21 protein-coding genes are annotated in these 24,964 nt (G+C 65.8%); 16 read left to right on the plus strand and 5 right to left on the minus strand.

From position 1 onward, the window contains the following. Position 1 precedes the first annotated feature (1 nt). Positions 2 to 970, plus strand: a complete 969-nt coding sequence (gene whiA, locus SBI67_RS21805) for a DNA-binding protein WhiA (protein WP_318982548.1) — start codon at positions 2 to 4, stop codon at positions 968 to 970. A gap of 22 nt (positions 971 to 992) precedes the next feature. On the opposite strand, the gene SBI67_RS21810 is transcribed toward whiA, so the two are convergent. Beyond that, on the minus strand, positions 993 to 1,712 hold the full coding sequence (locus SBI67_RS21810) for a TetR/AcrR family transcriptional regulator (RefSeq protein WP_318982549.1): 720 nt from the start codon (positions 1,710 to 1,712) through the stop codon (positions 993 to 995). Between the two features lie 50 nt (positions 1,713 to 1,762). On the opposite strand from SBI67_RS21810, the gene SBI67_RS21815 reads away from it, so the two are divergent. The 4 genes from SBI67_RS21815 (at position 1,763) to SBI67_RS21830 (ending at position 5,986) form a co-directional block, all read left to right on the plus strand. Further along, complete coding sequence (locus tag SBI67_RS21815; RefSeq protein ID WP_318982550.1) at positions 1,763 to 2,446, plus strand: TetR/AcrR family transcriptional regulator; 684 nt, start codon at positions 1,763 to 1,765, stop codon at positions 2,444 to 2,446. 125 nt (positions 2,447 to 2,571) lie between these two features. Then, positions 2,572 to 3,951: an ABC1 kinase family protein gene (locus SBI67_RS21820; protein WP_318982551.1), complete on the plus strand. Its 1,380-nt coding sequence runs from the start codon at positions 2,572 to 2,574 to the stop codon at positions 3,949 to 3,951. 943 nt (positions 3,952 to 4,894) lie between these two features. Continuing rightward, the gene (locus SBI67_RS21825) at positions 4,895 to 5,032 is read left to right on the plus strand and encodes a hypothetical protein (protein ID WP_318982552.1); all 138 of its coding nucleotides are present in this window, start codon (positions 4,895 to 4,897) and stop codon (positions 5,030 to 5,032) included. A 501-nt stretch (positions 5,033 to 5,533) separates the two neighbouring features. Then, positions 5,534 to 5,986, plus strand: coding sequence for a transcriptional regulator (locus tag SBI67_RS21830; RefSeq protein ID WP_318982553.1), 453 nt, complete (start codon positions 5,534 to 5,536; stop codon positions 5,984 to 5,986). A 57-nt stretch (positions 5,987 to 6,043) separates the two neighbouring features. On the opposite strand, the gene SBI67_RS21835 is transcribed toward SBI67_RS21830, so the two are convergent. Continuing rightward, positions 6,044 to 7,735, minus strand: coding sequence for a serine/threonine-protein kinase (locus SBI67_RS21835; protein WP_318982554.1), 1,692 nt, complete (start codon positions 7,733 to 7,735; stop codon positions 6,044 to 6,046). A gap of 85 nt (positions 7,736 to 7,820) precedes the next feature. Then, positions 7,821 to 10,988, minus strand: coding sequence for an arabinosyltransferase domain-containing protein (locus tag SBI67_RS21840; protein WP_318982555.1), 3,168 nt, complete (start codon positions 10,986 to 10,988; stop codon positions 7,821 to 7,823). 38 nt (positions 10,989 to 11,026) lie between these two features. Here SBI67_RS21840 and SBI67_RS21845 point away from each other — a divergent pair, with 38 nt between their 5' ends. Together SBI67_RS21845 and SBI67_RS21850 are read left to right on the plus strand one after the other, a co-directional pair. Next, a complete protein-coding gene (locus SBI67_RS21845) occupies positions 11,027 to 11,632 on the plus strand; it encodes a TetR/AcrR family transcriptional regulator (protein WP_318982556.1) in 606 nt (201 codons plus the stop codon). A 66-nt stretch (positions 11,633 to 11,698) separates the two neighbouring features. Then, positions 11,699 to 13,159: a catalase gene (locus SBI67_RS21850; RefSeq protein WP_318982557.1), complete on the plus strand. Its 1,461-nt coding sequence runs from the start codon at positions 11,699 to 11,701 to the stop codon at positions 13,157 to 13,159. On the opposite strand, the gene SBI67_RS21855 is transcribed toward SBI67_RS21850, so the two are convergent. Together SBI67_RS21855 and SBI67_RS21860 are read right to left on the minus strand one after the other, a co-directional pair. After that, positions 13,156 to 13,995, minus strand: a complete 840-nt coding sequence (locus SBI67_RS21855) for an aldo/keto reductase (RefSeq protein ID WP_318982558.1) — start codon at positions 13,993 to 13,995, stop codon at positions 13,156 to 13,158. The two genes, SBI67_RS21850 and SBI67_RS21855, sit on opposite strands and share 4 nt — an antisense overlap. A 5-nt stretch (positions 13,996 to 14,000) precedes the next feature. Beyond that, a complete protein-coding gene (locus SBI67_RS21860) occupies positions 14,001 to 14,840 on the minus strand; it encodes an aldo/keto reductase (RefSeq protein ID WP_318982559.1) in 840 nt (279 codons plus the stop codon). On the opposite strand from SBI67_RS21860, the gene SBI67_RS21865 reads away from it, so the two are divergent. The 9 genes from SBI67_RS21865 to SBI67_RS21905 form a co-directional block, all read left to right on the plus strand. Next, positions 14,839 to 15,921, plus strand: a complete 1,083-nt coding sequence (locus SBI67_RS21865; protein WP_413232540.1) for an alpha/beta hydrolase — start codon at positions 14,839 to 14,841, stop codon at positions 15,919 to 15,921. The genes SBI67_RS21860 and SBI67_RS21865 overlap by 2 nt on opposite strands. A 9-nt stretch (positions 15,922 to 15,930) precedes the next feature. Beyond that, the gene (locus SBI67_RS21870; protein WP_318982560.1) at positions 15,931 to 16,659 is read left to right on the plus strand and encodes a DsbA family protein; all 729 of its coding nucleotides are present in this window, start codon (positions 15,931 to 15,933) and stop codon (positions 16,657 to 16,659) included. Beyond that, positions 16,659 to 17,276 carry a vitamin K epoxide reductase family protein gene (locus SBI67_RS21875; protein WP_318982561.1) on the plus strand — a complete coding sequence of 206 codons (618 nt, stop codon included), beginning with the start codon at positions 16,659 to 16,661 and terminating at the stop codon, positions 17,274 to 17,276. Before SBI67_RS21870 ends, SBI67_RS21875 begins: the two co-directional genes overlap by 1 nt. Positions 17,277 to 17,312: 36 nt before the next feature. Continuing rightward, positions 17,313 to 20,726 (plus strand): pyruvate carboxylase, encoded by a 3,414-nt coding sequence (locus SBI67_RS21880; RefSeq protein WP_318982562.1) that lies wholly within the window; start codon positions 17,313 to 17,315, stop codon positions 20,724 to 20,726. Next, the gene (gene rsmD / locus SBI67_RS21885) at positions 20,723 to 21,271 is read left to right on the plus strand and encodes a 16S rRNA (guanine(966)-N(2))-methyltransferase RsmD (RefSeq protein WP_318982609.1); all 549 of its coding nucleotides are present in this window, start codon (positions 20,723 to 20,725) and stop codon (positions 21,269 to 21,271) included. Before SBI67_RS21880 ends, rsmD begins: the two co-directional genes overlap by 4 nt. 70 nt (positions 21,272 to 21,341) lie before the next feature. Then, on the plus strand, positions 21,342 to 21,818 hold the full coding sequence (gene coaD / locus SBI67_RS21890) for a pantetheine-phosphate adenylyltransferase (protein WP_318982563.1): 477 nt from the start codon (positions 21,342 to 21,344) through the stop codon (positions 21,816 to 21,818). 85 nt (positions 21,819 to 21,903) lie between these two features. Then, positions 21,904 to 22,470: a hemerythrin domain-containing protein gene (locus tag SBI67_RS21895; RefSeq protein ID WP_318982564.1), complete on the plus strand. Its 567-nt coding sequence runs from the start codon at positions 21,904 to 21,906 to the stop codon at positions 22,468 to 22,470. A 90-nt stretch (positions 22,471 to 22,560) separates the two neighbouring features. Beyond that, entirely contained in the window at positions 22,561 to 23,298 is a 738-nt protein-coding gene (gene sepIVA, locus SBI67_RS21900) for a cell division protein SepIVA (protein ID WP_024450410.1), read from the plus strand. A gap of 704 nt (positions 23,299 to 24,002) precedes the next feature. After that, the coding region (locus SBI67_RS21905; protein WP_318982565.1) for a hypothetical protein at positions 24,003 to 24,964 on the plus strand (962 nt) is incomplete at its 3' end.

The raw sequence follows: 24,964 nt of genomic DNA on the forward strand, positions 1-24,964 counted from the left end.
CATGGCAAGGCAACCGGAAAATCAGGTCAAGGACGAACTCAGCTGTCTCGTTGTGGGAACAGCGCAGGCTCGCAGAGCTGAAGTCGCGGCGATGCTGCGACTGGGCGGTGGGCTCGCCATCATGGGCAATACGGTCGTCGTCGATGCCGAACTGGATCACCTCCGGAGCGCTCAACGCCTGGCTAGCGCCGTCTATACCCTGTACGGCGCCACGCCGGTTCTGCACGCCATGCGAAACAGCACACGGGGCGGCGAGCGCTACATACTGCGCGTCACCACCGCCGAGCGCCTCGCGCGGCAGACAGGGCTGATCGACCACCGAGGCCGACCCATCAATGGCTTACCTCCCTGGATCATTCGGGGCAGCCGCGACGAGATCGAAGGGGCTTGGCGCGGCGCGGTTCTGGCCACCGGCCGTCTGGCGTTGACCGGCCAGCGCCAAGGGCTCACCGTGTACAGCCCGAGCCCGGAAGCGGCGCTGGCACTGGTCGGCTTGGCCCGCCGCCTCGGGGTCAGTGCGCAGCGACGGGAAGACCACGGTCGCGACTGGGTCGTCGTGCGCGGCGACGCGCCCGTGACCACACTGTTGACCCACATCGGAGCCGCCCAGACCAGCACTCAATGGTCCAATCGACGCGACCAGCGGCTCGCATCCCAGACGGGAACCGCCCGAAGTCCCACCTTCGAATCGGCCAACACCAGACGAGCGGCCGCGGCGGCAGCCGAGTCCACGGCACGGGTCCAGCGAGCGATGCAGATTCTCGGTGACACCGCACCCGAGCACCTCGCGTCCGCAGCAGCGCTTCGTCTGGCCAATCCCGGCCTGGCATTGAGCGATTTAGGCGGCCGTGCTGATCCACCGATGACCAAAGACGCTGTAGCAGGCCGTATTCGACGACTGCTGGACCTGGCTGATCGAACCGCCCAGAAGGCTGGGATCGCCGATACCACCGATTCGGTTGCCGGCTAGTGCGGTGCGGCGTCGTCCGGTATCAGGCGTCGCGCATACCGCTGAGCAAATAGGTGGCCACGACCTTCGACGCCAGATCGATATCGACCTTCTGGTGGTCGCCGAGCAGCATGGGCGACACGGAGACAATGACGCACGACATCGCAGCCTGGCCGGCGACGGTGAGATTGATGTCGTCGCGGACCCAGCCGCGGTCGCGGCCACGCTCGAAGAACGCCCGGAACTTGCTGCTGAACAGGGTGTAGGCGTCAACGGCGGAGGCGTAGGCCGCCTGGTCTATGCCGGGCGCGGTGAGGCAGAGAAACGATGTCACCGGCGCATTTTCGGCGATCCGAGACAACAAGCGACGGATCATGTCCTCGAACGAGACTGCATAGCTGCTGCGGTCGACGACGGTGGCCTTCTCGTCCACAAGGTCGATCTCTGCGGCGTACAGGTCGACGTAGGTGCGCAGGATGTCGTCGAGGAGAGCCCTTTTGTTGGAGTAGTAGTTGTAGAACGTTCCACTACTGACGCCCGCGTGCTCGGCGATATCGGCAACATCGACTTCGTGATAGCCGTGTTCGGCGAAGAGCTCGCACGCCGCGTCGAAGAGTTGCCGGGCACGGTCGGGTGCAGTTCGACGTCCCGGCGACATGCAGACAGTGTAGGGGTTAGCTTGCTCACAGAGTCCTGCGGTAGCCGGCGTGTACAGCGTGCTTGCTGAAGCGACTAAGATCACTGCACGCCCGAAGGAGATCACATGACGTGTAAGGCGACTTACGTTGCAGGCATCGATTCGTCGACGACCTCGTGAGCCCCGCCCGTCGCGGTCGTCCCGTCAATCCCGCCCTTCGGAAGGGACGGCGCGAACAGTTGGTGGCCTCCGCCTACGCCGTCGTCACCGACATCGGTTACGAAAACATGTCCATGTCCCATGTTGCCAAACACGCTGGGGTGGGGCAGGGCACGGTGTACCGATACTTTGCCAGCAAGCGTGAACTGGTCGACGCGGTCTTCGATTACGCATTGGGCAGGATCGTCGAGGCCCTGGAGTTGGACTCGATTTCAGAGGCGGACGTGGCCGACTTCGACCGTGCGGTCGCCTTGATCACGGTCTTTGGCAGGCGCATGTTCACCCTGGTCGATGCCGATCCGAACATCGTGCGCCTGGCCACCGTGGATAGCAGCGCCATCGACACCGAACTGCGGTACCGAGTATTGGGAATGCTGGGCACGGTCGACGCGGGCATCGGCGCCATCGTCGAGCGCGCCAATCCTGAATGGTCGGCCACCGTCGATCCGGCTGTCCAACGACTCTATGGCCGGATGATGTTTGCGATGAGCGGACCCGGCTTGTACCTATCCTTGATGGGTGTGACCACACCCGAGCAACGGGAAAACGTCCTGGCAACGATGACCAAGATCGCCAACGCGGGGATTCTGAGGCCCGCAGACGAGAACGATACGCCGCCCGCAGCTGCCCGCCCCGAGTAGTCGCATACTTGTCGTCTAGTGGCCAGGCTGAAAGCCGTTGCCGCACCGTAGTGCTCGCGGTCTGATGTAGGCTTGAAGCCCAGATGGACAGGGCGGCAATGCCTTCGGGGGCGAGGGGTGGAAAAATGGTCGATGAGCAGGGGGAGGACCGCGCCGTCAGCAGGCGCGCGCGCACGGCCAAGATCGCGCAGGTAGCCGCGCGGCACACGGTGCGCGAAGCTGCCGGCGCGGTGCGGCGGCCCTTCCTCGACGATGACGAGCGTCGCCGTGCCCGTGATGAGCGGGTGCTGCGTTTAGCCGACGATTTGGTCGAGACGTTGGGGTCGATGAAGGGCGCGGCGATGAAGCTGGGCCAGATCGTCTCACTGCTGAACTTCGGCATCAGTTCGGCAGCAGCGCGCGACGAATTCTCACGTCGTCTGCAGCCGTTGTTCAGTCAAGCGCGGCCCGTCTCGACCAGCGCGATGCTCAAGGTCATGGACCAGGAATGGGGCGCCGCGCGGGGCATGGTTGGGCACGTCGACTCCGAACCGATGGCCGTCGCGTCTCTCGGACAGGTGTATCGGGGCGTCCTCGATGATGGTCGTGAGGTCGCGATCAAGGTGCAATATCCGTGGATCAAACCGGCTGTGCGCGCCGATCTGAAGAATTTGCGGCTGATCGTGAAACTTCGTTCGCGCGTCTACCCCGTGCAAGGCCTGGAGTTCGTCGTCGACGAGGTGTGCCGCCAGATCGAATTGGAGCTCGACTACCGTCAAGAACTCGTCAATCATGTGGAAGTCCATCGCAGCAACCGGGGTCACCCGGTCTTCCACATCCCCGAGCCCGTTGTCGAACTCTGTACCGACAAGATCCTGGTCACCGAGTTGGTACACGGCACCGCCCTTGACGCGATCGGCCAGCTTGCGACTCCCGACCGTGATCGGATCGGTGAGGCCATCTATCGCTTTTACTGTGGAAGCCTGTATCGCTCAGGTCATTTCTGCGCCGATCCACATCCGGGGAACATTGTCATCGAAGATGACGGGCGGGTGGCCTTCCTGGACTTCGGTATGTTCGTGCGAATGACCGCCGCCGAGATCGATGTCGAACGTCGCGCTGTGCGGGCGGCCATGGACGGTGATGCGCACGCCACCCACCGTTACGGTCGGGAAGCAGGCTTCATCATTGACGACAACGCGCTACCGCCCGAAGAGGCTTTGGCGTATGTGCGCGCGGCCGCGGGATGGTATCTGCTCCCGGGACGCACGACGATCACTAGAAAGACCGTCCACCGATCACTACAGGAAGCGATGATGCCCCAATCATCCTTTCAGGACGGCATTTTCGCTCAACAGATGCCGAGGAACCATGCATTTTCCCGGCGGACCGAGATGAGCGTGGCCGCGCTGCTGGGGACGCTGGAGGCCACCGCTTCCTGGCACGGCATCGCCCGCGAATGGATCTTCGGAGACGCGCCCTCCACCGACATGGGTCGCACCATCGCGCTCTGGCAACCTGCCTAGTCCTTCAGTACCGGCTGGAGTGCCCGCGGCCATCGCCGTCGTGTCCGCATTCATGAGTGTTTTGACGGTCTGCTGCTGGCCGGTACGGCAGCGAATATCGCGCAGGTACGCGATGGCCACATTGGCCGAGTGTCTACCGCCTGGTCCGTGCCGTGGGGTCCCAAATCACCAGCGCAAACATTACTGATTGACAGGCCAGTCCGATATATGGCAATCTTTTCTCGCGGGCGGCAGGCAAAGTGCATAGATGTTGCCAGCCGCAGTCGTAACTGATTGTTTGTCGGGGGCGGGGTGTCATTTTGAGTGAACGATCTCTCCATGTGCGAGAGCCCTGAGGGGTCGTGTCGATGCGGACTTGCCGTGCAGGTCCGCATCGACACGCGGGACTCTGCAGCTCTTGTCTCTCTGCAATCGGACCTAGGCCCGCGAACGGTGGACCTGCGTACGGGGGCAACGGGTTTCGCTTCGGTCACCGCGAGAATCTGGCTGCGTCCATGGTTGGCGTCATGTACGTGCGGGTGGAGTGATCGGTGGCATTGGTTGCGTGCCGCGGCCGTCGTGGAGGCGCTCGCGCATTGCGCTGCCCGTGGATGCGCGCCCGCGGAGCCATTGATCGATCTTTCGCCGGAGCCCCATCGTCCCACCAAAGAAGCTGTGAAACAGTGGGTTTGGTCGTGATCATCAAGGAACTCGTGTCGTGACGTCGACCAATATCGCTCGTAGTGACCCCCTTCCCGGGTTCTTCAACCAGCCAACCCGTGCTGTTCGGACGGCGTACTGGTCGGTGCGCGACCTCAGCGACCAGGGTTGGGTGGTACATGTGGTTGGGGAACCGGTTGCTCGTGGCGGTCTCATCGCCGAAACGCCCGGCGGGGCACTGGTGGTCCATCACCGGTGGACTGGTGGCAGTGGGTGCGAGCTTGCAGATCGCGTGGTGAGTCACGTGGGGCAACTGAGCCATGACGAACGCGATTACCTTCGCCGGCTTCTCGCCGAACACGCGCTCATCGACCGGCTGCCGCAGCGCCGTCAGCGGTTGACCGGACCGATGCCCGCCGCAGAGGAAGTCAGCGGCGCGTGACGTATTCGTGTGGGGCGGAGCGAAACGCACTACGCGGGAAGGGCGTTCGCCGGCTGCTGGGCCGATTCTTCTAGACGATCAGGGAACATGTTGAGATTATGGAAATCCGGCCCACACGACGACGGCCCAGGCGACGAACAACTCTTCGCCTGGGCGGTCCTCGCCCCGGTGTTACAACGCCACTACTCCGTCGTGAGTGATCCGAAGCAGGACATCGTCGTATGCGCGTGCTCGCCTGAGCGTCGACGGACGTTGCTGGACTGGGCCCGTCACGTCAGCGACCAAGTCGCCCGCAAGCTCGGTTGATGTTGCGCTCAGGGGCGTCAACCTCATGTGGGGACCGTGGCGGCGGGTGCTGCCGAACGCCCGGCAGCTGTGCAGTAGTCAACGATACAAGCGTCACTGAGGAGTTCGCTCATGTCCCAATCGCTACGTGCCCCGCGACGGCGACGCGGTACGTCCTCGGACGGATGGCCGCCTGCGCGACGGGCAGTCCAGCTGGTGGAGTCCGATAACTTCGCCGCACGACTGAACCGACTATTTGAGACTATCTACCCTCCTGGGCGTGGTCCGTTCACCAGTACCGAACTGGTTCGTGAACTCGGCTACCAGGGCTCAACACTGTCAGCCCCCTATCTGTCGCAGCTGCGGACGGGGCAACGCGTGCAACCATCCCGACACACCCTGGAGCTCATCGCTGGATTCTTCGGTATCAGAAGCGACTACTTCACCGGAGAAGACGATGCTTACCTGCGCCAGCTGGAGGACGATCTGCACTGGTGGCAACTGGCCCGCGACCCTGCTGTGCGGCAGCTCACCACGGCCTTGCTCGAATTAACGCCTGAGGATTGCGAATTGGCTTTGTCCAGCGTGGAACGCACGACCAGCGGCCGAGGTGCCGGTGTACCGCGGCAATGTGGCGTCTGTGCTTCGCCAATGGCGCAGCCAACCTGATTGCTTTTTGCGGGATGCTGTGCGATGGGGCGGGCAACTGCTCCGCGGGATGAGGGATTACGGCGGAAAGACCTTCTTGATACTGCCGTCAGGATTGACCTGCATGAAGCCGGTCCCCGGTGCGGTGGAGTGCACGGCCAGTTCCAGCTCGCCGGTGCCTCCCCCCGTCGCTTCGCTCGCCCCGGTGCCTTCCCCCGTCGCTTCGCTCGCCCCGGTGCCTTCCACGATCAGATACACCCCGCTGCCGTCCGGCGCGCCCAGTTTCTGTGGCGCATCGGCCAGCGTGGCGGCCACCCCCGGCACGTCGATGGCACCCAGATCTGCCAGCACGTCGAACGAACTGGTGTCGGTCGGCGGGCCCCATTCCTGCCAGCTGTCGCCGCGGTAGGTGTAACTGTGCTCGATGTGCGAGTTGGTCGGATCGACTCGGTCCAGAACCGCGTAGGTGGGGTAGACCACCAACTGAAAGCCCATGGTATCGGCGAACTTTGCGCGGATGGTATCCAGCAGCGCGGCTAGCCCGTCGGCGGTCTGCAGCTGCGACGGCTTCTCGCCGGCTTGAGTCGCCGTGGGGGCGGGGGACGAATACGTCGGGGCGGCACTGGGTTTGGAGCTCGCCGTGGTCGAGGTGCGCGACCCGGTCGTCGGCACTGCCACCTGCTGGCCGGAGTCCTCGGACCGCGCGTTGAGCACGAGCACGACGGCGACCGCGGCGACGCCGAGCATGCCGAGCAGTCCGATGGGGATGAGGATCGCGGGACCGCGCCACCACGGCTGCGGCGCGGTCGGCGCGGGGTGCCAGGCCGGAGCGGGCAGGGCGGGCCACTGCTGATGTGACATCGGCGGGGTGGCGGGATAGGGGACCGGAGCCTGGGTAGGCGGCGGTGGCGGCCAACTGCCGGCGGCCGTGGGCTGATCGTGGACAGCGGGCATCCCCGGCGCGGTCAGCGCGGCGCGGGCGGCCGCGGCCAGATCCCTGGTGGTGGCGTAGCGGTTGTCCGGGTTCTTGGCCATGCCGGTGGCGACGACCTGATCCATTCCGGGTGGCACCCCGGGCCGCAGCGTCGACGGGCGCGGCGGCGGCAGGCTCAGATGGCCGGCGACCTGGCGTTCCATGCTGTCACCGGGGAACGGCTGCGCGCCGGTGAGGCACTCGTGCAGTACACAGGTCAGGGCGTAGATGTCGGCGCGGGAATCGGAGCTGTCGGTGGACAGCCGCTCGGGCGCCATATAGGCCAGCGTGCCGATGGTCGAGCCGGTGCTGGTGAGTTTGGTGGCGCCGGCCGTGCGCGCGATACCGAAATCGATCAGGTAGGCGAAGTCCTCGTCGGTCACCAGGATGTTCGACGGTTTGACGTCGCCGTGTACCAACCCGACTCGGTGGGCGGCGTTGAGCGCCGCGGCGATCTGCTCGACGATGACCACGGCGCGCTGGGGCGAGAGGGGACCGTCTTCCAGCAGTTCGTGCACGGTCTTACCCTCGATCAACCGCATGGTGACGTACAGCCGGCCGTCGATCTCGCCGAAGTCGTGGATCGGCACGATATGTGGCTCGTCCAGGCCGGCCGCCATCTGCGCCTCGCGGCGGAAGCGCCGCTGGTAGGTGTCGTCGTCCGCCAGGTTGGCGGGCAGCACCTTAAGCGCGACGACCCGGTTCATGGTGGTGTCGTAGGCCTGCCACACCTCACCCATGCCGCCCCGGCCGAGCACCCTGACCAGGCGGTACCGGCCGAACGGCGTTCCTTCCACGGGCTAACCATAGGAGGCAATCGGCCCGGCTGCCAGCAACCCCCCGGCGACGCATCGGCCGAGTCCATGGTCTACCCGGAGTCGGTCACGGCCCGATCCGGATGGGCCCTGGGCTCCACAGGCCGCTGCGCACCTGAGACCCGAGGGTGATATCGGCCTCGCCGGCATCGACCACCGGATCGAGGCGGCGCAACGAGCCCCAGTCACGGCCCCAGTCGCGGGACAGGTAGGTGGGCATCACGTGCGCCCGCAACAACAGATCGGTGATGCCGAGCAGTCCGCCGTTGTCCCCGGACTGCCAGGTATCGGGCATCTCGACCTTCGCCGGATAGTCCGGCGAGATGCGGTACCGCGGCACCTGGGTGACGCCGTTCGCGTGCAGCATGGGCTGCTGGCACGGGAAGACCAGGCCGACGGCCCAGTCCAGCAGGATCGGTTGGCTGCTGCCCAGAAACTCTTGGGCGGATCGGAGCTCCGGAATGCGCGGCGGTGTCACCGCCACCCAATCACCCCGGTCGAGCGAGCGATCGTCGGCGACGATGCGGACGTAGCGGGTGTCGGCGGGTATCGCGGCACGGGGGAATCGCAGGTTCCGCCAGGATGGTTGCGGGCCGATGTCGAACGGTTCCAGCCGCCCGGTCGGCTCCGGATGGCCCGACGGGCCGGCGACGCCGAGTTCGAGTGTCACCGATTGCCCGGCGGTGTGGTCACTGCGCACACTGTTGCCGGTGATGGTGCCCGCGGCGGTGACCACCACGAGGGGGTGCGCGGGGTCGGCGGCCGGGAGCGCATACCAGGCCGATGTCAGCGCCGCGGGCTGCGTTGGCCCGGCGGTGAAGCTGCCGGCCACGGAAACTCTCGCCGGGTCGAGGCCGTACGGCAACGGGACCGACGAACCATTGACGCCGGGCGTGGTCAGCGCGGTGGGGGATTCCCAATCGGCGTCGGTGCCGTCGAGTCGTTGGCTCTGCCACACCGCCTCGGCAAGGGTGTGCGGTGGAACTCCGTTGGCGCTGAACCCGATTGGGCGCTCGCCGCCGAGCGCTCCCAATGGACCGTCGCCGCCCGACACCGGGGTGAGAAAACCTGTGTTGGCGTCCGGTTCGACCAGCACGTCATCGGCGAGGCCGCATCCGCCGGCCAACTCGCGGATGTTGGCCCAGCCGTTCGAGTAGGTTGGATACTGCGTGATGACTCCGGACAACATCGATCCGACACAGACGATGACCATCATGGCAGCGGCCACCGGCACGGGCGCCGTGCTCAACAGCCGGACCGGCCGCGGCTCGCGATAGCCCCGCAGGTGGAACAGGCCGGCGCACGCAGAAATGATCAAGCAGAGCCCGAAGAGGACAGTGCTGACAGCCACCGGCCCGAGGTGGGGAACGCTGTCGTTGAAGGGCACGCCGTAACTCGACACGTACCACCAGCCGTTGGTCGAGGCGAAACACAATGCCAGTACCAGCAATACCGTCGCGAGGAACGCCAGCCGGTTGCGCGGCGAACGCAGTACGGCGGGCCCCAGAGTGGTGGTGGCCAGGGCTGCCATCGCCGCGCCGACGGCGGCGAAGAGGCCGAAGTGGTGGATCCATTTGGTCGGGGTGAAGGTGAGGAGGAACAGCGTTCCGAAGATGATGCCCATCAGCCGCCACGCCGGACCGCCGGCGATACCGGGAATCCGCCTGCGCCGCAGAAAGATCAGCGTCGACGCGAACAGGCATGCCATCGTGATGAGGATCCCGAAACGGCGGGCGATGGCCGCATCGGTGGTCGGCAGGATCAGGTAGAAGTACCGCAGGTTCTCGGTGTACCAGGGCTGGCTGGGTCCGATGGCCGTGCGCACTCGGGTGGCTTCGGCCACCGTGGCAATCGTCTGATCGGCGAACACCACCGTGAGCACTACCAGACCGGCGGCCGCCAGCGGCAACAGCAGCGGCCAGACGCCCACCGCGCGCGCTCGTCTGGTGATGATCCGCAGGATCGGTCTGCCGCCCGCGAGTAAGGCGGCTACCGCGATCAGCCCGGTGGGCTGGATGCCGAGGGTGAACGCGGCGACCACGACTGCCAGGGCCACGGGTGTGAGCCGACCCGAGATGATGGCGCGTTCGATGAGAACGTACGTGATCAATGCGCCGGTGGCGATCTGGCCTTCGGGGCGCAGCCCGTTGTTGAAGGGCATCCATGCGGCCAACAAGACCAGCGCCGCCGCCCACAGCGCGGTGCGGTTCGCGCGGACCGCCGGACCGAGGCGCGGAATCACTTCGCGAGACAACAGCAACCAGCACAGCAGAGCGCAGAGCAGATCCGGCAACCGCAACCACATGCTGGCGTGGCTGGCGTGGGTCAGGTAGGCGATCAGGTCGTAATACCAGCCGAACGGGTCTTCCGGACTGCCGAACCACCGGAAGTAGTTCGACATGTAGCCGGCATGCCCTGCCACGTTGGACATACCGAATTGATAGCCGTCGTCGGAGGAGCCTGCCCCGGCGATGAACCAGAACACCGAGACCGCGATCACGGTCGCATCCACCGCCGTGAATCCGTGCCAACGCTGGGGGAGCAGGCGCCGCATCCGCCGGCCGTCCAGCCTGTCCAGGCGCCACAATGCCAGTAACGCAACCGTTGTCGCGGCGATGCCGATCACGATGGCGGCGAGCTTGGCCGGCGCCGGTGAACTGGTATACCGCGTGTCGATGGTTGCCGCGAAGGACAATCCGGCCGGTGCGGGGCCGCGCAGATCGGTGAACACCCCTACGATCTGCGGACGCAGATTCGGGTCGGCGAAGCCGCTGCGCCACGGCCCACCGCTGATCGGATCGGTCAGTCCCACGATGGCGGCGAAGGTGCCTTGCACCGACGAGGTGATCTCGATGTGGCGACATGCCGGATCGGCCATCGACTTCCGGGGCGCGCTGATCACCACGACGTTGCGGACCACCACGTCGACGCGGTCACCGGCCACGGTGACGAACATGCCGTTGAGACCGGCTCGTCTGCCCTCGGGCGGCGCCGTGCCCAATACCAGGCCACCGGTCACCGGCATCTCGCGGATCACCGCACACGGCACAGTGGCCGTCAGCGCTATTGGGGTGAGTGTGATCAGCGGTGCCGTCACATTCGAAAGACGTTCGTGCTGAGGCCAGTTCACTACCGCCGTTGTCTGCCGGACGGGCAGCATGGGTACCAGTGCGCTTGCGAGCGCGCCTACCAACCCCGCCACAACCGCCACCCACCGAATTGCCCGCCCACCCATCGTCCAACGTTTAGTTGAAGCAAGTGTTACAGTCAAGGGTGTCGCGGGCACCCGACCACGAGAAACGCGAGGCATTGCTTGCCGCCGCAGGTGCGGTTCTCGCGCGCATCGGGGTGCTCGACACGAGCCTGCGGGCGCTGGCCGCCGAGATGGGTACCAGCGCACGAATGTTGGTGTACTACTTCGGAACCAAGGAGCAGTTGATCCTCGAAGTGCTCACCCGTCAACAGCGCGCCGCCATTCCGGAGACCGACGAGCTGGAGCTGCCCGCATCGATCGAGGCGCACCGGCAATGGTGCTTCGAGGACTGGTATGCCTGCACTCGCGGCGAGCGCCGAGACACGCTGCGCGTGGTCGAGCAGGTGTTCGGTGCGGCCTGCGGGCTCGACAGCCCGTATCGCTCCTACACCTGGGAAACGCTGTCGCTGTTGACGCGCAACTCACAGGCCCGGCTGGAAGCGCTTGGTATGCCCACGCATGTGGCCGAAACCCGATCACGCATCGCGCTGGCGGCATTCCAAGGATTCATCATCGAGTTCTTCACCGCCGACGACCCGTCCGTGGTGGACGAGACGTTCACCCGCTTCGTCGACGAGTTCTTGCTCGCACCCTTCGACTCGGCGAATCCGCCCCGTAGGGCATAGCGCCGGCCGATCCGGGGTACCCGCGGGAAGCGTAGTTGGCTGCCGCTTGAGATAGGGAAAGAACTGATGACCGATAAGACCGATAAGTACGCGACCACCGACGCCGGCGCGCCGGTTCCGAGCTTCGAACACTCCCTGACCGTCGGACCAGACGGGCCCATCCTGCTGCAGGACCACTACCTCATCGAGCAGATGGCCAACTTCAATCGGGAGCGCATCGCAGAACGCCAACCGCACGCCAAAGGGGGTGGCGCGTTCGGCACGTTCGAGGTGACGCACGACGTCAGCGCGTTCACCCGGGCGGCGTTTCTGCAGCCCGGCACCAAGACCGACATGGTGGCCCGGTTCTCCACCGTCGCCGGTGAGCGCGGCAGCCCGGACACCTGGCGTGATCCGCGCGGCTTCGCGCTGAAGTTCTACACCTCCGAGGGCAACTTCGACATGGTCGGCAACAACACCCCGGTGTTCTTCGTCCGGGACCCGATGAAATTCCAGAACTTCATCCGGTCACAGAAACGCCTGCAGTCGAGCAACCTTCGTGACCACCACATGCAGTGGGACTTCTGGACCTTGTCCCCGGAGTCGGCGCATCAGGTCACCTGGTTGATGGGGGACCGCGGCATCCCCAAGACGTGGCGGCACATGAACGGCTACTCCAGCCACACCTACAGTTGGCTCAACGCGGCCGGTGAGCTGTTCTGGGTCAAATACCATTTCAAGACCGACCAGGGCATCGAGTTCCTCACCCAAGAGGAGGGCGACGAGATGGCGGGCATCGATGGCGATGCCCATCAGCGTGATCTCTTCGAGTCCATCGAGGGCGGCGCTTTCCCGACCTGGACCCTGCATGTCCAGATCATGCCGTTCGAGGAAGCCAAGACCTACCGGTTCAATCCCTTCGACTTGACCAAGGTGTGGCCGCACTCCGACTACCCGCTCCACGAAGTGGGCCGAATGACGTTGAACCGCAATGTCACCGACTACCACGCCGAAATCGAGCAGGCCGCCTTCGAGCCGAACAACCTGGTTCCCGGCACCGGCCTGAGCCCGGACAAGATGCTGTTGGCCCGTGGCTTCTCCTACAGCGACGCACACCGGCACCGGCTCGGGGTGAACTACAAGCAGATCCCGGTCAACACCCCGAAGGTCGAGGTGCACAGCTACTCCAAGGACGGAGCGATGCGCATCCGCAACGTCACCGACCCGGTCTACGCGCCGAACTCGATGGGCGGTCCGGTAGCCGACCCGGCCCGAGCCGCCGAGGTGCACTGGGCCTCCGACGGCGACATGGTCCGGACCGCCTATGCCCTGCGTGAGGATGACGACGACTGGGGTCAGGCCGGCACGCTGGTGCGCGAGGTGCTCGACGACGATGCGCGGGAGCGCTTGGCGCACAACATCGTCGGGCACGTCTCCAAGGGCGTCAAGGAGCCGGTGCTGTCACGGGTATTCGAGTACTGGCGCAACGTCGACCCCGACCTCGGTAAGAAGGTCGAGGAAGGCGTGCGCGGCGGCGGAACCGGTTAGCTGCCGGTGTAGGTGGCCGGGTCGGGCCGGTACCGGGTGCCGTCATCGAGGGCGCTCAGGGCGTCCATGTGCGCGGCGGTCAGCTCGAAGTCGAACACGTCGACGTTCTGGGCGATGCGCTCCGCCGACGAGGAGCGGGGGATCACCACGTTCCCCAACTGCAGGCTCCACCGGATGAGCACCTGCGCCGGGGTCTTGCCGTATTCGGCGGCGATGGCCGTGACGGCCGGATGCTCCACCAGCTTGCCGACCCCGAGCGGGCTGTAGGCCTCGGTGACGATGTTGTGCTCGGCGTTGACGGCCCGCAACGCCGCCTGGTTCAGCAGGGGATGGAGCTCGATCTGGTTGATCACCGGGCTGACGTAGGTCAGGTCGATGATGGTGGACAGCTCCTCGGCGCCGAAGTTGCACACCCCGATGGATTTGGTGAACTTCTCGCCCTGCAGCCGCATCAGGCCGCCCCAACTGTCGACGTACTTGCTGGTGTCCCCGCCGGGCCAGTGGATCAGATACAGGTCCAGATACTCCAGCCCGAGGCGCTCCAGGCTGGCCTTGGCGGCGTCCTGGCTGGACTGGAATCCCTGGTCGGCGGTGGCCAGCTTGGTGGTGACGAAGATCTCGGCACGCGGGACACCCGATGCCGCGATGGCCCGCCCGACACCCGCCTCGTTGCCGTACGACGCGGCGGTATCGATAAGGCGGACACCGATTTCCAGCGCAGCGGATACTGCACGCTCGGCATCGGTGTCGGAGAGTTCTCCGACACCGATGCCCAGCGCCGGAATCGTGTTTGCATCGCTGAGCCCGATATTGGGCACGGCAGCGGCCGAGGTCATGTCACCTACCCTGTGAAATTGAACGTGCGTGGATCGGGTCCCAGCCGCGTCCCGTTGTCGAGCGTGGCGATGGAGGCGATGTCCTGGTCTCCGAGTTCGAAATCGAACACGTCGAAATTACTCGCGATCCGGTCCGGGTTCACCGACTTCGGGATGACGATATTACCCAGCTGGATGTGCCACCTGACCAGTACCTGGGCCGGTGTCTTACCGTGCGCTTCGGCGATCGCGGTGACCACGGGATCTGCCAGCAGGCTGCCCTGGCCCAGCGGGCTCCACGCCTCGGTGGCGATGCCCAGTTCGGCGTGCAGGTCGCGCAGTTCCTGCTGGGGCAGCAACGGGTGCAGTTCGATCTGGTTGACCGCCGGAACGATCCCGGTGGCGTCGATGAGGGTGCGCAGATGCTCGGTCGCGAAGTTGCTCACGCCGATGGACCGGGCCCGGCCCTGCTCGCGCAGCTGGGCCAGCGCCTTGAAGGAGTCCACGAACAGGTTCGCCTCCGGCACCGGCCAATGGATGAGATAGAGGTCGACGTAGTCCACCCCGAGCCGTTCGGCGCTGGTGTCGAACGCCGCCAAGGCCTTGTCGTACCCCTGGTCGGCGTTCCACAGCTTGGTGACCACGAACACCTCGTCGCGCGGCACGCCGGACGCTTTCAGCGCGTGGCCCACCTCGGCCTCGTTGCCGTACACGGCCGCGGTGTCGATGTGGCGGTAGCCCGTCGCGAGCGCCGCTTCGACGGCGCGCTGCGTCTCCTCCGGGGGCGTCTGCCAGACTCCCAGACCGACAGTGGGAATCGAGTTGCCGTCGTTGAGCGCAATCGTGGATTGGTTAGGGGAAGTCATGACACAAAGTCTGCCAGCACGTCGCGATCCGGGACGGCTCAGGCTGATCACCGCCGGCGCCATGGGTCGCGTCGGGATACCGGTGATGGCTAAGCTTCCCGATCCCCTCAAACGGCTGCTGCTCGGGCGCCGCACCGTCACCGTCGACGGCAACACCCTCGACACGTCGCTGCAGCTGATGCTCACCGCGCAGCGACTGTCCAAGGTCGCCGGGCTGGTCGCCAGTTCCGACGTGGCCGTCTCGCGCGCCCAATTGAAACGGGCCGGCAAAGCATTTCGGTCACCGATCGTGGTCGCGGCCCGCGATTTCACCATCCCCGGCCCGGCCGGGGCGATCCCCGTGCGCCATTACCGGGCCGGCGCCGGCGCCCCGCTGCTGGTCTTCTATCACGGCGGCGGCTTCGTCGTCGGCGATCTGGACAGCCATGACGCACTGTGCCGGCGGATCAGCCGCGACGCGGGCGTGCACGTGCTGAGCGTCGACTACCGACTGGCGCCCGAACACAAGGCGCCCGCCGCCGCCGAGGATGCCGACGCGGCGTACCGCTGGGCGCTGGAGCACGCGGCCGACCTCGGAGCCGATCCGGACAAGGTCGCCGTCGGCGGCGACAGCGCCGGCGGCAACCTGGCCGCGGTGGTCACCCAGTCCGCCCGGGCCGGCGGGGTGCGGGTGCCGGCCCTGCAGTTCCTGCTCTATCCGGTCACCGATTTCGGCGCCACGACGGTGTCCAAGACGCTGTTCGCCGAGGGATATTTCCTGACCAGGGCCGATATGGAGTGGTTCCACGGCCACTACCTGCACGGCGCGGCCGTCGAGGGCACCGACCCACGGGTGGCGCCCCTGCTGGCCGGCGACTTGTCCGGGCTGTCGCCGGCGCTGGTGGCCACCGGCGGTTTCGACCCGCTGCGCGACGAGGGCCGGGCGTACGCGCAGGCGCTGGCGGCGGCCGGGGTGCCCGTCGACTGGCGCGAGTACGGCTCGCTGGTGCACGCCTTCGCGAATTTCTTCCCGCTCGGAGGCGGTAGTGAGGCGGCAATCGCCGATCTGACCTCGGCGCTGCGGGCCCATTTGAGCCGGTAGGCTGCACCCGTGGCGAACAAACCGAAGAAGCAGGCCAGTTACGACCTCAAGGCCGCCGACCGCAAGCGCAATCTGCTCATCCAGATCGGATTGACCTCCGTGGTCGTCGTGTTCGCCGTGGCGCTGGTCCTCTACATCGTCATGTCCGGCGACAAGAAGCCGCCGGCCGGTGAGGCCAAGTCCATCCGGGTGACATCGAGCAAGCTCATCACCAAGGAGGGTACGTCCGAGCCCAAGGCCGTGCTGTCCATGTACGAGGACTTCCTCTGCCCGCACTGCGGCGCGTTCGAGAAGCAGTTCGGCCCCACGGTGAACAAGCTCATCGACACCGGTGCGGTGGCCGCCGACTACTACATGGTCGCGATCCTGGACGCGCCGAGCAACCAGAACTACCCGTCTCGCGCCGGCGGCGCCGCCTACTGCGTCGCCGACGAATCGATCGACGCGTTCCGCCGCTTCCATGCCGCGATGTACGCCCAGCAGCCGAACGAGACGGCGTCGACCTTCCCGACCAACGAGCAGATCATCGAGACCGCGCGCCAGGCGGGGGCCGCCGGCAAGGTGCCCGACTGCGTCAACAAGGGCAAGTACGTCGACCTGGTGCAGGGCTTGGCGCAGGCCACCAAGATCAACTCCACCCCGACCGTCCGGATCAACGGTGAGGACTACCAGTTCAGTACGCCGGACGCGCTGGTCGCCAAGGTCAAGGAGATCGTCGGCAATGTGCCGGGGCTCTGATGACCGCCGCAGCCGCCACTGACGAGCCCGACGTCGAGGCGCCCGACACCGGGGTGCGCCCCGCGAGCGCCTGGTGGGTCCTCATCGCCGGCGTCGTCGGTTTGGCGGCGGCGCTGACGCTGACCATCGAGAAGATCGAAATCCTGATCAACCCGGCGTACGTGCCGTCCTGCAGCATCAACCCGGTGCTGTCCTGCGGGTCCGTGATGATCACGAAGCAGGCGTCGGTGTTCGGCTTCCCGAACCCGCTCATCGGCATCGGTGCATTCAGCGTCGTGGTGGTCACCGGGGTGCTCGCGGTCGCCAAGGTCCGCCTACCGCGGTGGTACTGGGTCGGGTTGACGATCGGCAGCGCGCTGGGCGTGGTGTTCGTGCACTGGCTGATCTTCCAGAGCCTGTACCGGATCGGCGCGTTGTGCCCGTACTGCATGGTCGTCTGGTCGGTGACCATCCCGCTGTTCGTGGTGGCGGCTTCCATCGCCGGCCGCGGGGAGACCGCCGAGGGGCCGGCCCGCCTGCTCTACCAGTGGCGGTGGTCGCTGGTGGCGCTCTGGTTCACCTCACTGGTGTTGATGATCCTGGTGAGGTTCTGGAATTATTGGTCAACCCTTCTGTAACACCGGGGTTACGGCGGGAAAGTTAGGGTTCACCTCGTGATTTCCAAACTCTTGGTAGCAAACCGCGGTGAGATCGCGATCCGGGCGTTTCGTGCCGCCACCGAACTGGGCATCGCCACCGTCGCGGTGTACCCCTTCGAGGACCGTAATTCGCTGCACCGCCTCAAGGCCGACGAGTCGTACCAGATCGGGGTGGAGGGACATCCGGTCCGGGCCTACCTGTCGGTGGACGAGATCATCCGGGTGGCCAAGCACGCCGGCGCCGACGCGGTGTACCCCGGCTACGGCTTCCTGTCGGAGAACCCCGAGCTGGCCTCGGCCTGTGCGCGGGAGGGAATCACGTTCGTCGGCCCCAGCTCCGAGGTGTTGGAGCTGACCGGCAACAAGGCGCGTGCGATCGCGGCGGCCAAGGCAGCCGGACTGCCGGTGCTGGCATCGTCGGAGCCGTCGTCGTCGGTGGCCGAGCTGGTGGCCGCGACAGAAGGCCCCGGCGCGATGGAGTTCCCGCTCTTCGTCAAGGCGGTCTCCGGTGGCGGTGGCCGCGGCATGCGGCGGGTGGCCGAGGCCAGTGCGCTGGCCGAGGCCGTCGAGGCCGCGTCGCGGGAGGCCGAGTCGGCATTCGGCGACGGCCGCGTCTACCTCGAGCAGGCGGTGATCAATCCTCGCCATATCGAGGTGCAGATCCTGGCCGACGGTGCCGGCAACGTCATGCACCTGTTCGAGCGCGATTGCAGTGTGCAGCGCCGCCATCAGAAGGTCATCGAGTTGGCCCCGGCGCCGAATCTGGATCCCGCGGTGCGGGCGAAGATCTGCGCCGACGCGGTCGCGTTCGCCCGACAGATCGACTACAGCTGCGCGGGCACCGTCGAATTCCTGCTCGACGAGCGGGGCCGGCACGTGTTCATCGAATGCAATCCCCGAATCCAGGTGGAGCACACCGTCACCGAGGAGATCACCGACGTCGACCTGGTGTCCTCGCAGCTGCGCATCGCGGCGGGCCAGACGCTCGACGAGCTCGGCCTGAGTCAGGACAGCATCGCGATCCGCGGTGCGGCCATGCAATGCCGCATCACCACCGAGGACCCGGCCAACGGTTTCCGCCCCGACACCGGCCGCATCACCGCCTACCGATCCCCGGGCGGCGCCGGCATCCGGCTCGACGGTGGCACCCACACCGGCGCCGAGATTTCCGCGCATTTCGATTCAATGCTGGTCAAATTGACCTGTCGCGGAAGAGATTTCGACATCGCGGTGGCTCGGGCCCGGCGTGCGCTCGCCGAGTTCCGGATCCGCGGCGTCTCGACGAACATCCCGTTCCTGCAGGCGGTGCTCGATGATCCGGATTTCCGGGCCGGCCGGGTGACGACGTCGTTCATCGACGACCGCCCGCAGCTGCTGACCGCGCACACGCCGGCCGACCGCGGCACGAAGATCCTGAACTACCTGGCCGATGTCACGGTCAACAAACCGCACGGCGAGCGCCGATCGACGGTGTATCCGCAGGACAAGCTGCCCGATATCGATCTGTCGGTGCGCCCGCCCGACGGCTCCAAGCAGAAGCTGATCGAACTCGGTCCTGCGGGCTTCGCCGCGTGGTTGCGCGACAGCCCCGCCGTCGGTGTCACCGACACGACCTTCCGGGATGCCCACCAGTCGCTGCTGGCTACCCGGGTGCGTTCGTCCGGGTTGCTGCGGGTGGCGCCGTATGTGGCGCGGATGACCCCGCAGTTGCTGTCGGTGGAGTGCTGGGGTGGCGCGACATACGATGTGGCGCTTCGCTTTCTGAAAGAGGATCCGTGGGAGCGGCTGGCCGCGCTGCGCGAGGCGATGCCCAACATCTGTCTGCAGATGCTGCTGCGCGGCCGCAACACCGTCGGCTACACCCCGTACCCGGAACTGGTCACCACGGCGTTCGTCGAAGAGGCGACCACGACCGGAATCGACATCTTCCGGATCTTCGATGCACTCAACAACGTCGACTCGATGCGCCCGGCCATCGACGCGGTGCGCGCCACCGGCTCTGCCGTCGCCGAGGTCGCGATGTCCTACACCGGGGACCTCTCGGACCCGGGCGAGGACCTGTACACCCTCGACTACTACCTGCGGCTGGCCGAACAGATCGTCGAGGCCGGGGCGCACGTGCTGGCCATCAAGGACATGGCCGGATTGCTGCGCCCGCAGGCCGCCGCCAAACTGGTGAGCGCGTTGCGCGCCCGGTTCGACCTGCCGGTACATGTGCACACCCATGACACCCCCGGCGGGCAGTTGGCCACCTATCTGGCCGCGTGGACTGCGGGCGCGTCGGCGGTGGACGGGGCGGCCGCGCCGTTGGCGGGCACCACCAGCCAACCGGCCTTGTCCGCCATCGTGGCCGCCACCGCGCACACCGAGTTCGACACCGGCCTGGATCTCGGTGCGGTGTGTGAGCTGGAGCCGTACTGGGAGGCGCTGCGGAAGGTGTACGCGCCGTTCGAGTCTGGGCTACCAGGGCCGACAGGGCGGGTATATCACCACGAGATCCCGGGCGGACAGCTGAGCAATCTGCGTCAGCAGGCCATTGCGCTGGGGTTGGGTGACCGGTTCGAAGAGATCGAGAACGCCTACGCCGGCGCCGATCGGGTGCTGGGCCGGCTGGTGAAAGTCACCCCATCGTCGAAGGTGGTCGGCGATCTGGCGCTGTCGTTGGTCGGTGCGGGTGCCACCGCCGCCGAGTTCGCCGCCGACCCGGATCGCTTCGACATCCCTGAGAGTGTGATCGGATTTCTGCGCGGGGAGCTCGGCGACCCACCGGGGGGCTGGCCGGAACCTTTGCGGTCCAAGGCATTACAGGGTCGCGGCGAAGCCAGGGCCGAGACACCGCTGGCACCGGAGGACGAGGCGCTGCTGGCCGCGCCCGGCCCGAAACGCCAGGCCACCCTCAACCGGTTGCTGTTCCCGGGCCCCACCAGGGAATTCGAGGCGCATCGCGAGGAGTACGGCGACACGTCCTCGCTGAGTGCCAATCAGTTCTTCTACGGGCTGCGCCAGGGCGAGGAACACCGCGTCGAGTTGGAACGTGGTGTGCAGCTACTGATCGGATTGGAGGCCATCTCCGAGGCCGACGAACGCGGTATGCGCACGGTGCTGTGCATCCTCAACGGCCAGTTGCGCCCGGTGCTGGTGCGCGACCGCAACATCGCCACCGAGATGCCCGCAGCGGAGAAGGCCGACAAGGCCAACCCGGATCACGTGGCGGCGCCGTTCGCCGGCGTCGTCGCCGTCGGGGTGAGTGCCGGCGACGCCGTCGAGGCGGGCCAGACCATCGCGACCATCGAGGCCATGAAGATGGAGGCTGCGATCACCGCGCCCAAGGCCGGCACCGTTGCCCGCGTCGCCGTCAAAGACACCGCGCAGGTCGAGGGCGGCGATCTGCTGGTGGTGTTGGGCCCCTCAAGCGGGGGTTCAGCCTGACCCGGATCGTCGCGGGGCGCTACGGTGGGCGCCGAATCGCGGTGCCCGTCAAGGGCACCCGGCCGACCACCGACCGGGTCCGTGAATCGCTGTTCAACGTGCTCGCCGCGCGAATGGATTTCGATGGCGCCGTGGTGCTCGACCTGTACGCGGGGTCGGGTGCGCTCGGATTGGAGGCGCTGTCCCGTGGTGCGGCGCACGCGATGTTCGTCGAATCCGATCGCAAAGCGGCCGCCGTGATCTCGGCCAACATCGCCGCGTTGCAGGCCCCCGGCACCGTGCGCTGCGCGCCGGTAGCCAAGGTGCTCGCCGGCGCGCCCGCCCGACGGGCGGATCTGGTGTTCGCCGATCCTCCCTACGAGGTGCCCGCCGCCGAGGTCGAGGCGCAGCTGGCCGCGTTGCTCGGCAACGGCTGGGTGGCACCGGGAGCACTCGCCGTCGTCGAACGGGCCGCGGGCGGCCCGGCGCTGCGCTGGCCCGACGGGTGGGAACGCGTCGACGAGCGGCGCTATGGCGACACCCGGCTGGAGTTCGGCATCGCGTAACGTCAGGCCGCGTGAGCGAAGCTTGCGAGCGAACCCTCGATGTGGAATGTGGCGGCCGAGAGGCGGCCACATGAGTGGCGCTGTCTGCCCCGGATCCTTCGACCCGGTCACCCTGGGCCATATCGACGTCTTCGAACGGGCCGCGGCTCAGTTCGACGAGGTGGTGGTGGCGGTGCTGGTGAACCCCAACAAAAAGGGCATGTTCAACGCCGAGGAACGTATCGAGCTGATCCGTGAATCCACCACCCACCTGCCCAACCTGCGGGTGGAATCCGGCACCGGTTTGGTGGTCGACTTCGTCAAGCAGCGGGGCCTCACCGCCATCGTCAAGGGGCTGCGCACCGGCACCGATTTCGAGTACGAGCTGCAGATGGCCCAGATGAACAAGCATGTCGCCGGCGTGGACACTTTCTTCGTGGCGACCACGCCGCGCTACTCCTTCGTGTCGTCGTCGCTGGCCAAGGAGGTCGCCGGGCTCGGCGGTGACGTGAGCGATCTGCTGCCGGAGCCGGTCAACGTGCGGTTGCGGGCCAAGCTGCACGGTTAGCCCCCGGCCGCGGCGGGTACGCCGGGGATGACGCACAGCCCACCGCGTCCCCACCCGAGCCTGACCGTGTACGGAGGTAACACCCGTGGTCGAAACATTTGTCCAGTCGACCGACGACGTCGTGCGGTTCCTTAAGGACCAGCACAACTTGATCAAGGATCTGTTCGAGGAGGTGCTCTCCGCCTCCGCGCCCGAGGCCAGGGAGCGCGCCTTCACCGACCTGCGCCAACTGCTGGCCGTGCACGAGACCGCCGAGGAGATGGTGGTTCATCCGCGGGCGCGCCGCGAGGTCACCGGTGGCGACGCGATCGTCGACGCCCGGCTCGAGGAGGAGCACGACGCGAAGGAGCAGCTGTCCAAGCTGGAAGGCATGGATATGGCTTCCGACGAGTTCCTGGAGGAGCTGACCCTGTTCCGTGCCGACGTGATCAAGCACGCCGAGCGCGAGGAGACCGAGGAGTTCAGCCGGCTGCAGCGCCAGCTGAGCGCCGAGGATCTGGGCCGGATGGTCAAGGCGGTGCAGGCAGCCCAAGCCATCGCGCCCACTCGGCCCCATCCCGGCGTCGAGTCGCCGGTGCTGAACTACGTCGTGGGCCCGTTCGCCTCGATGCTGGACCGCGCCAGGGACGCCATCGCCGCAGCGCTGCGCTAGTGGCGGCGCGACACACCGCAACAAAACTCCAGTCACAGGCGTAACACCAGGCACACTGGTCACTAACAACTACGCCTGGAGGGTGTTGCCGTGTACCGAGTGTTTGAGGCGCTTGACGAACTCAGTGCGATCGTGGAGGAAGCACGCGGCGTGCCGATGACGGCCGGCTGCATGGTCCCCCGAGGCGACGTCCTGGAACTGCTCGACGACATCAAGGACGCCATTCCCGGCGAGCTCGATGATGCCCAGGACGTGCTCGACGCCAGGGACGCCATGCTCAACGAGGCCCGTGAGCATGCCGATTCCACGGTGGCCTCCGCCAACGCCGAGGCCGACTCGCTGCTCAACCACGCCCGCAGTGAGGCCGACCGGATGATGGCCGAGGCCAAGTCCCAGGCCGACCGGATGGTCGCCGAGGCGCGCGCCCACGCCGACCGGATGGTCACCGAGGCTCGCGACGAGGCGGCCCGTATCGCCGCCGCGGCCAAGCGCGAATACGAGGCCAGCACCAGCCGCGCCAAGACCGAGGCCGACCGGCTCATCGAGAACGGCAATATCTCCTACGAGAAGGCGGTGCAGGAGGGCATCAAGGAGCAGCAGCGCCTGGTGTCGCAGACCGAGATCGTGCAGACCGCCACCGCCGAGGCCACCCGGCTGGTGGACTCCGCGCACGCCGAGGCCGACCGGTTGCGCGGTGAATGCGATATCTACGTCGACAGCAAGCTCGCCGAGTTCGAGGACTACCTCAACGGCACGCTGCGCTCGGTGAGCCGCGGCCGCCACCAGCTGCGGACCGCTGCGGGCACCCACGACTACGCGACGCGGTAAGCCCCAATCTGCGTGGATCGTGCTTTGCGGGTATCTTCTGTCGCGATTAACCGCTCCGGCGAGTGACCTGGCAAGTGTGATCACTGCCCTTAGTGGGCAGTATCGCGGGACGCCGGCAGTCAGTTAACACTGCCAGAATCAACCGTATGTTGCTGTAGAACCCTTGGCAACGAAGACGGGCATCTAAGCTTCGCAAGACGGCCGCTCGACTACGGGAAGTCGACCCCCGCGGCCCCGGAAGTTGGATGCTTGCCATCCGCGGGAGCCGGTGCAAGTAGCGATTTCAGCGGTCTTGACCCCCGTGTGATGGACACGCTCAGTCCCCGGAATTTGCTGGGTAAAGCGAGATGTCTTACCGAAGGATTCATCCCTTCGAGTTCAAGCGCGAAGGCGGTGGCGCGGGCCCGAGACACCGAGGGTGCGACGATATGGCGATCTCCGCGGAACTCTCCGTGTCTGGTCGCCGGGTGTGCAAGCGAATAGGTTACGTCGCATAGTTGTTGGCAATGTCAATCGGCGTCGTGGGATCGATACTTGCTTTTTCAAATTCCGCCCACATTAAATGTGGCTCATTGGTTGCGCGCCTACGCTGTCTAGCCTCTAGTATCTGTACCCGCACGGCTCGTCGCTTGGGCAGCGAAGTTATACGGGTTAAGGAGTAGATCCTGAATTGGCTCGCAGTTAAACGCGTCGCAATCGTCGTAGTGCTCTCTGTTGCGCTTACTGGTATTTGGCTATGGGGCGGTAGCGAAGGGCGAAATCAGGCGATATCAGCACTCGTTGGTTTCTTGGTGGCTATTCTCTTTCCGCAATTGATAACTTTGTTCCGCGGAGGGGCCGCAACTTCCCAGTCTTCGGGCGATCATCCCTGGCGGCATATAGTGATGATGACCTTGCCGGCTTGCGTCGTGACGTGGATACTTGTGGCCAGCCTTCAGGCCTATCAACCTGCTGCGGTGGATAAGGTAGATAGCGTTTCCCTTTCGCAACCGTACCCGTCGGGGCAGTCAATGATGGCCAGTGTCGTGCGTAGTGGCGATGCATATTATGCAGTCGGATGGTTTGCCGGAGATACGGCGGATGCTATCCGCGTTGTGGCTGACGGCAAACGTGGATCAACGGCAGCAATCTGGCGATCCACCGATGGTCAGAATTGGCAGCCAGTCGATCTGGAAAAGTCAGTTATCGGTCAAGTTTCGCTAGCGAATGGTATGTATGCGGAAAGTGATATTGCCGCTGTCCGCCGAGCTGATGACGGAATTCTTCTTTTTGGTCAAGAGCAGCAAATTGATGGTAGCTGCACCGGCATGGTTTGGCGCCTTCGCACTGGCAAGGATTTCATCGAGCGTGCTGCAGATATTTTGACGAAGCTACCGCCGGCCACAAAATACTTCTCTTACGATCACGATGACTCAACTCAAGTTGTAGCCGGAACCAGCAATAGCGGAGACACCAGCATATGGGTCCGACGGGCCGGCGGAACGTGGTCAGAGAAATCCCTCGGGCCAGGTTCCATAGTGCAGGTGGAGAGCGTAAGGCACATTAACGGGCAGTGGATTGCTGTTGGTTTCGGTCAAGTCCTCAGACGTGGTGTACGAGGTCGTCGTGTGATTCTTCGATGTGATGGTTCAGGCGGTCAGTGCTGCGGGGGTGGCCTCCTGTTCGA

The organism is Mycolicibacterium chengduense (genome assembly GCF_033741155.1).
Classification (GTDB): domain Bacteria; phylum Actinomycetota; class Actinomycetes; order Mycobacteriales; family Mycobacteriaceae; genus Mycobacterium.

Bases quoted from the DNA above. Each gene is read 5' to 3' on its own strand.
- whiA (WP_318982548.1), top strand. From the start codon at position 2: ATGGCAAGGCAACCGGAAAATCAGGTCAAGGACGAACTCAGCTGTCTC.
- SBI67_RS21820 (WP_318982551.1), top strand. From the start codon at position 2,572: ATGGTCGATGAGCAGGGGGAGGACCGCGCCGTCAGCAGGCGCGCGCGC.
- SBI67_RS21840 (WP_318982555.1), bottom strand. From the start codon at position 10,988: ATGGGTGGGCGGGCAATTCGGTGGGTGGCGGTTGTGGCGGGGTTGGTA.
- SBI67_RS21850 (WP_318982557.1), top strand. From the start codon at position 11,699: ATGACCGATAAGACCGATAAGTACGCGACCACCGACGCCGGCGCGCCG.
- SBI67_RS21855 (WP_318982558.1), bottom strand. From the start codon at position 13,995: ATGACCTCGGCCGCTGCCGTGCCCAATATCGGGCTCAGCGATGCAAAC.
- SBI67_RS21865 (WP_413232540.1), top strand. From the start codon at position 14,839: ATGACACAAAGTCTGCCAGCACGTCGCGATCCGGGACGGCTCAGGCTG.
- SBI67_RS21860 (WP_318982559.1), bottom strand. From the start codon at position 14,840: ATGACTTCCCCTAACCAATCCACGATTGCGCTCAACGACGGCAACTCG.
- SBI67_RS21875 (WP_318982561.1), top strand. From the start codon at position 16,659: ATGACCGCCGCAGCCGCCACTGACGAGCCCGACGTCGAGGCGCCCGAC.
- coaD (WP_318982563.1), top strand. From the start codon at position 21,342: ATGAGTGGCGCTGTCTGCCCCGGATCCTTCGACCCGGTCACCCTGGGC.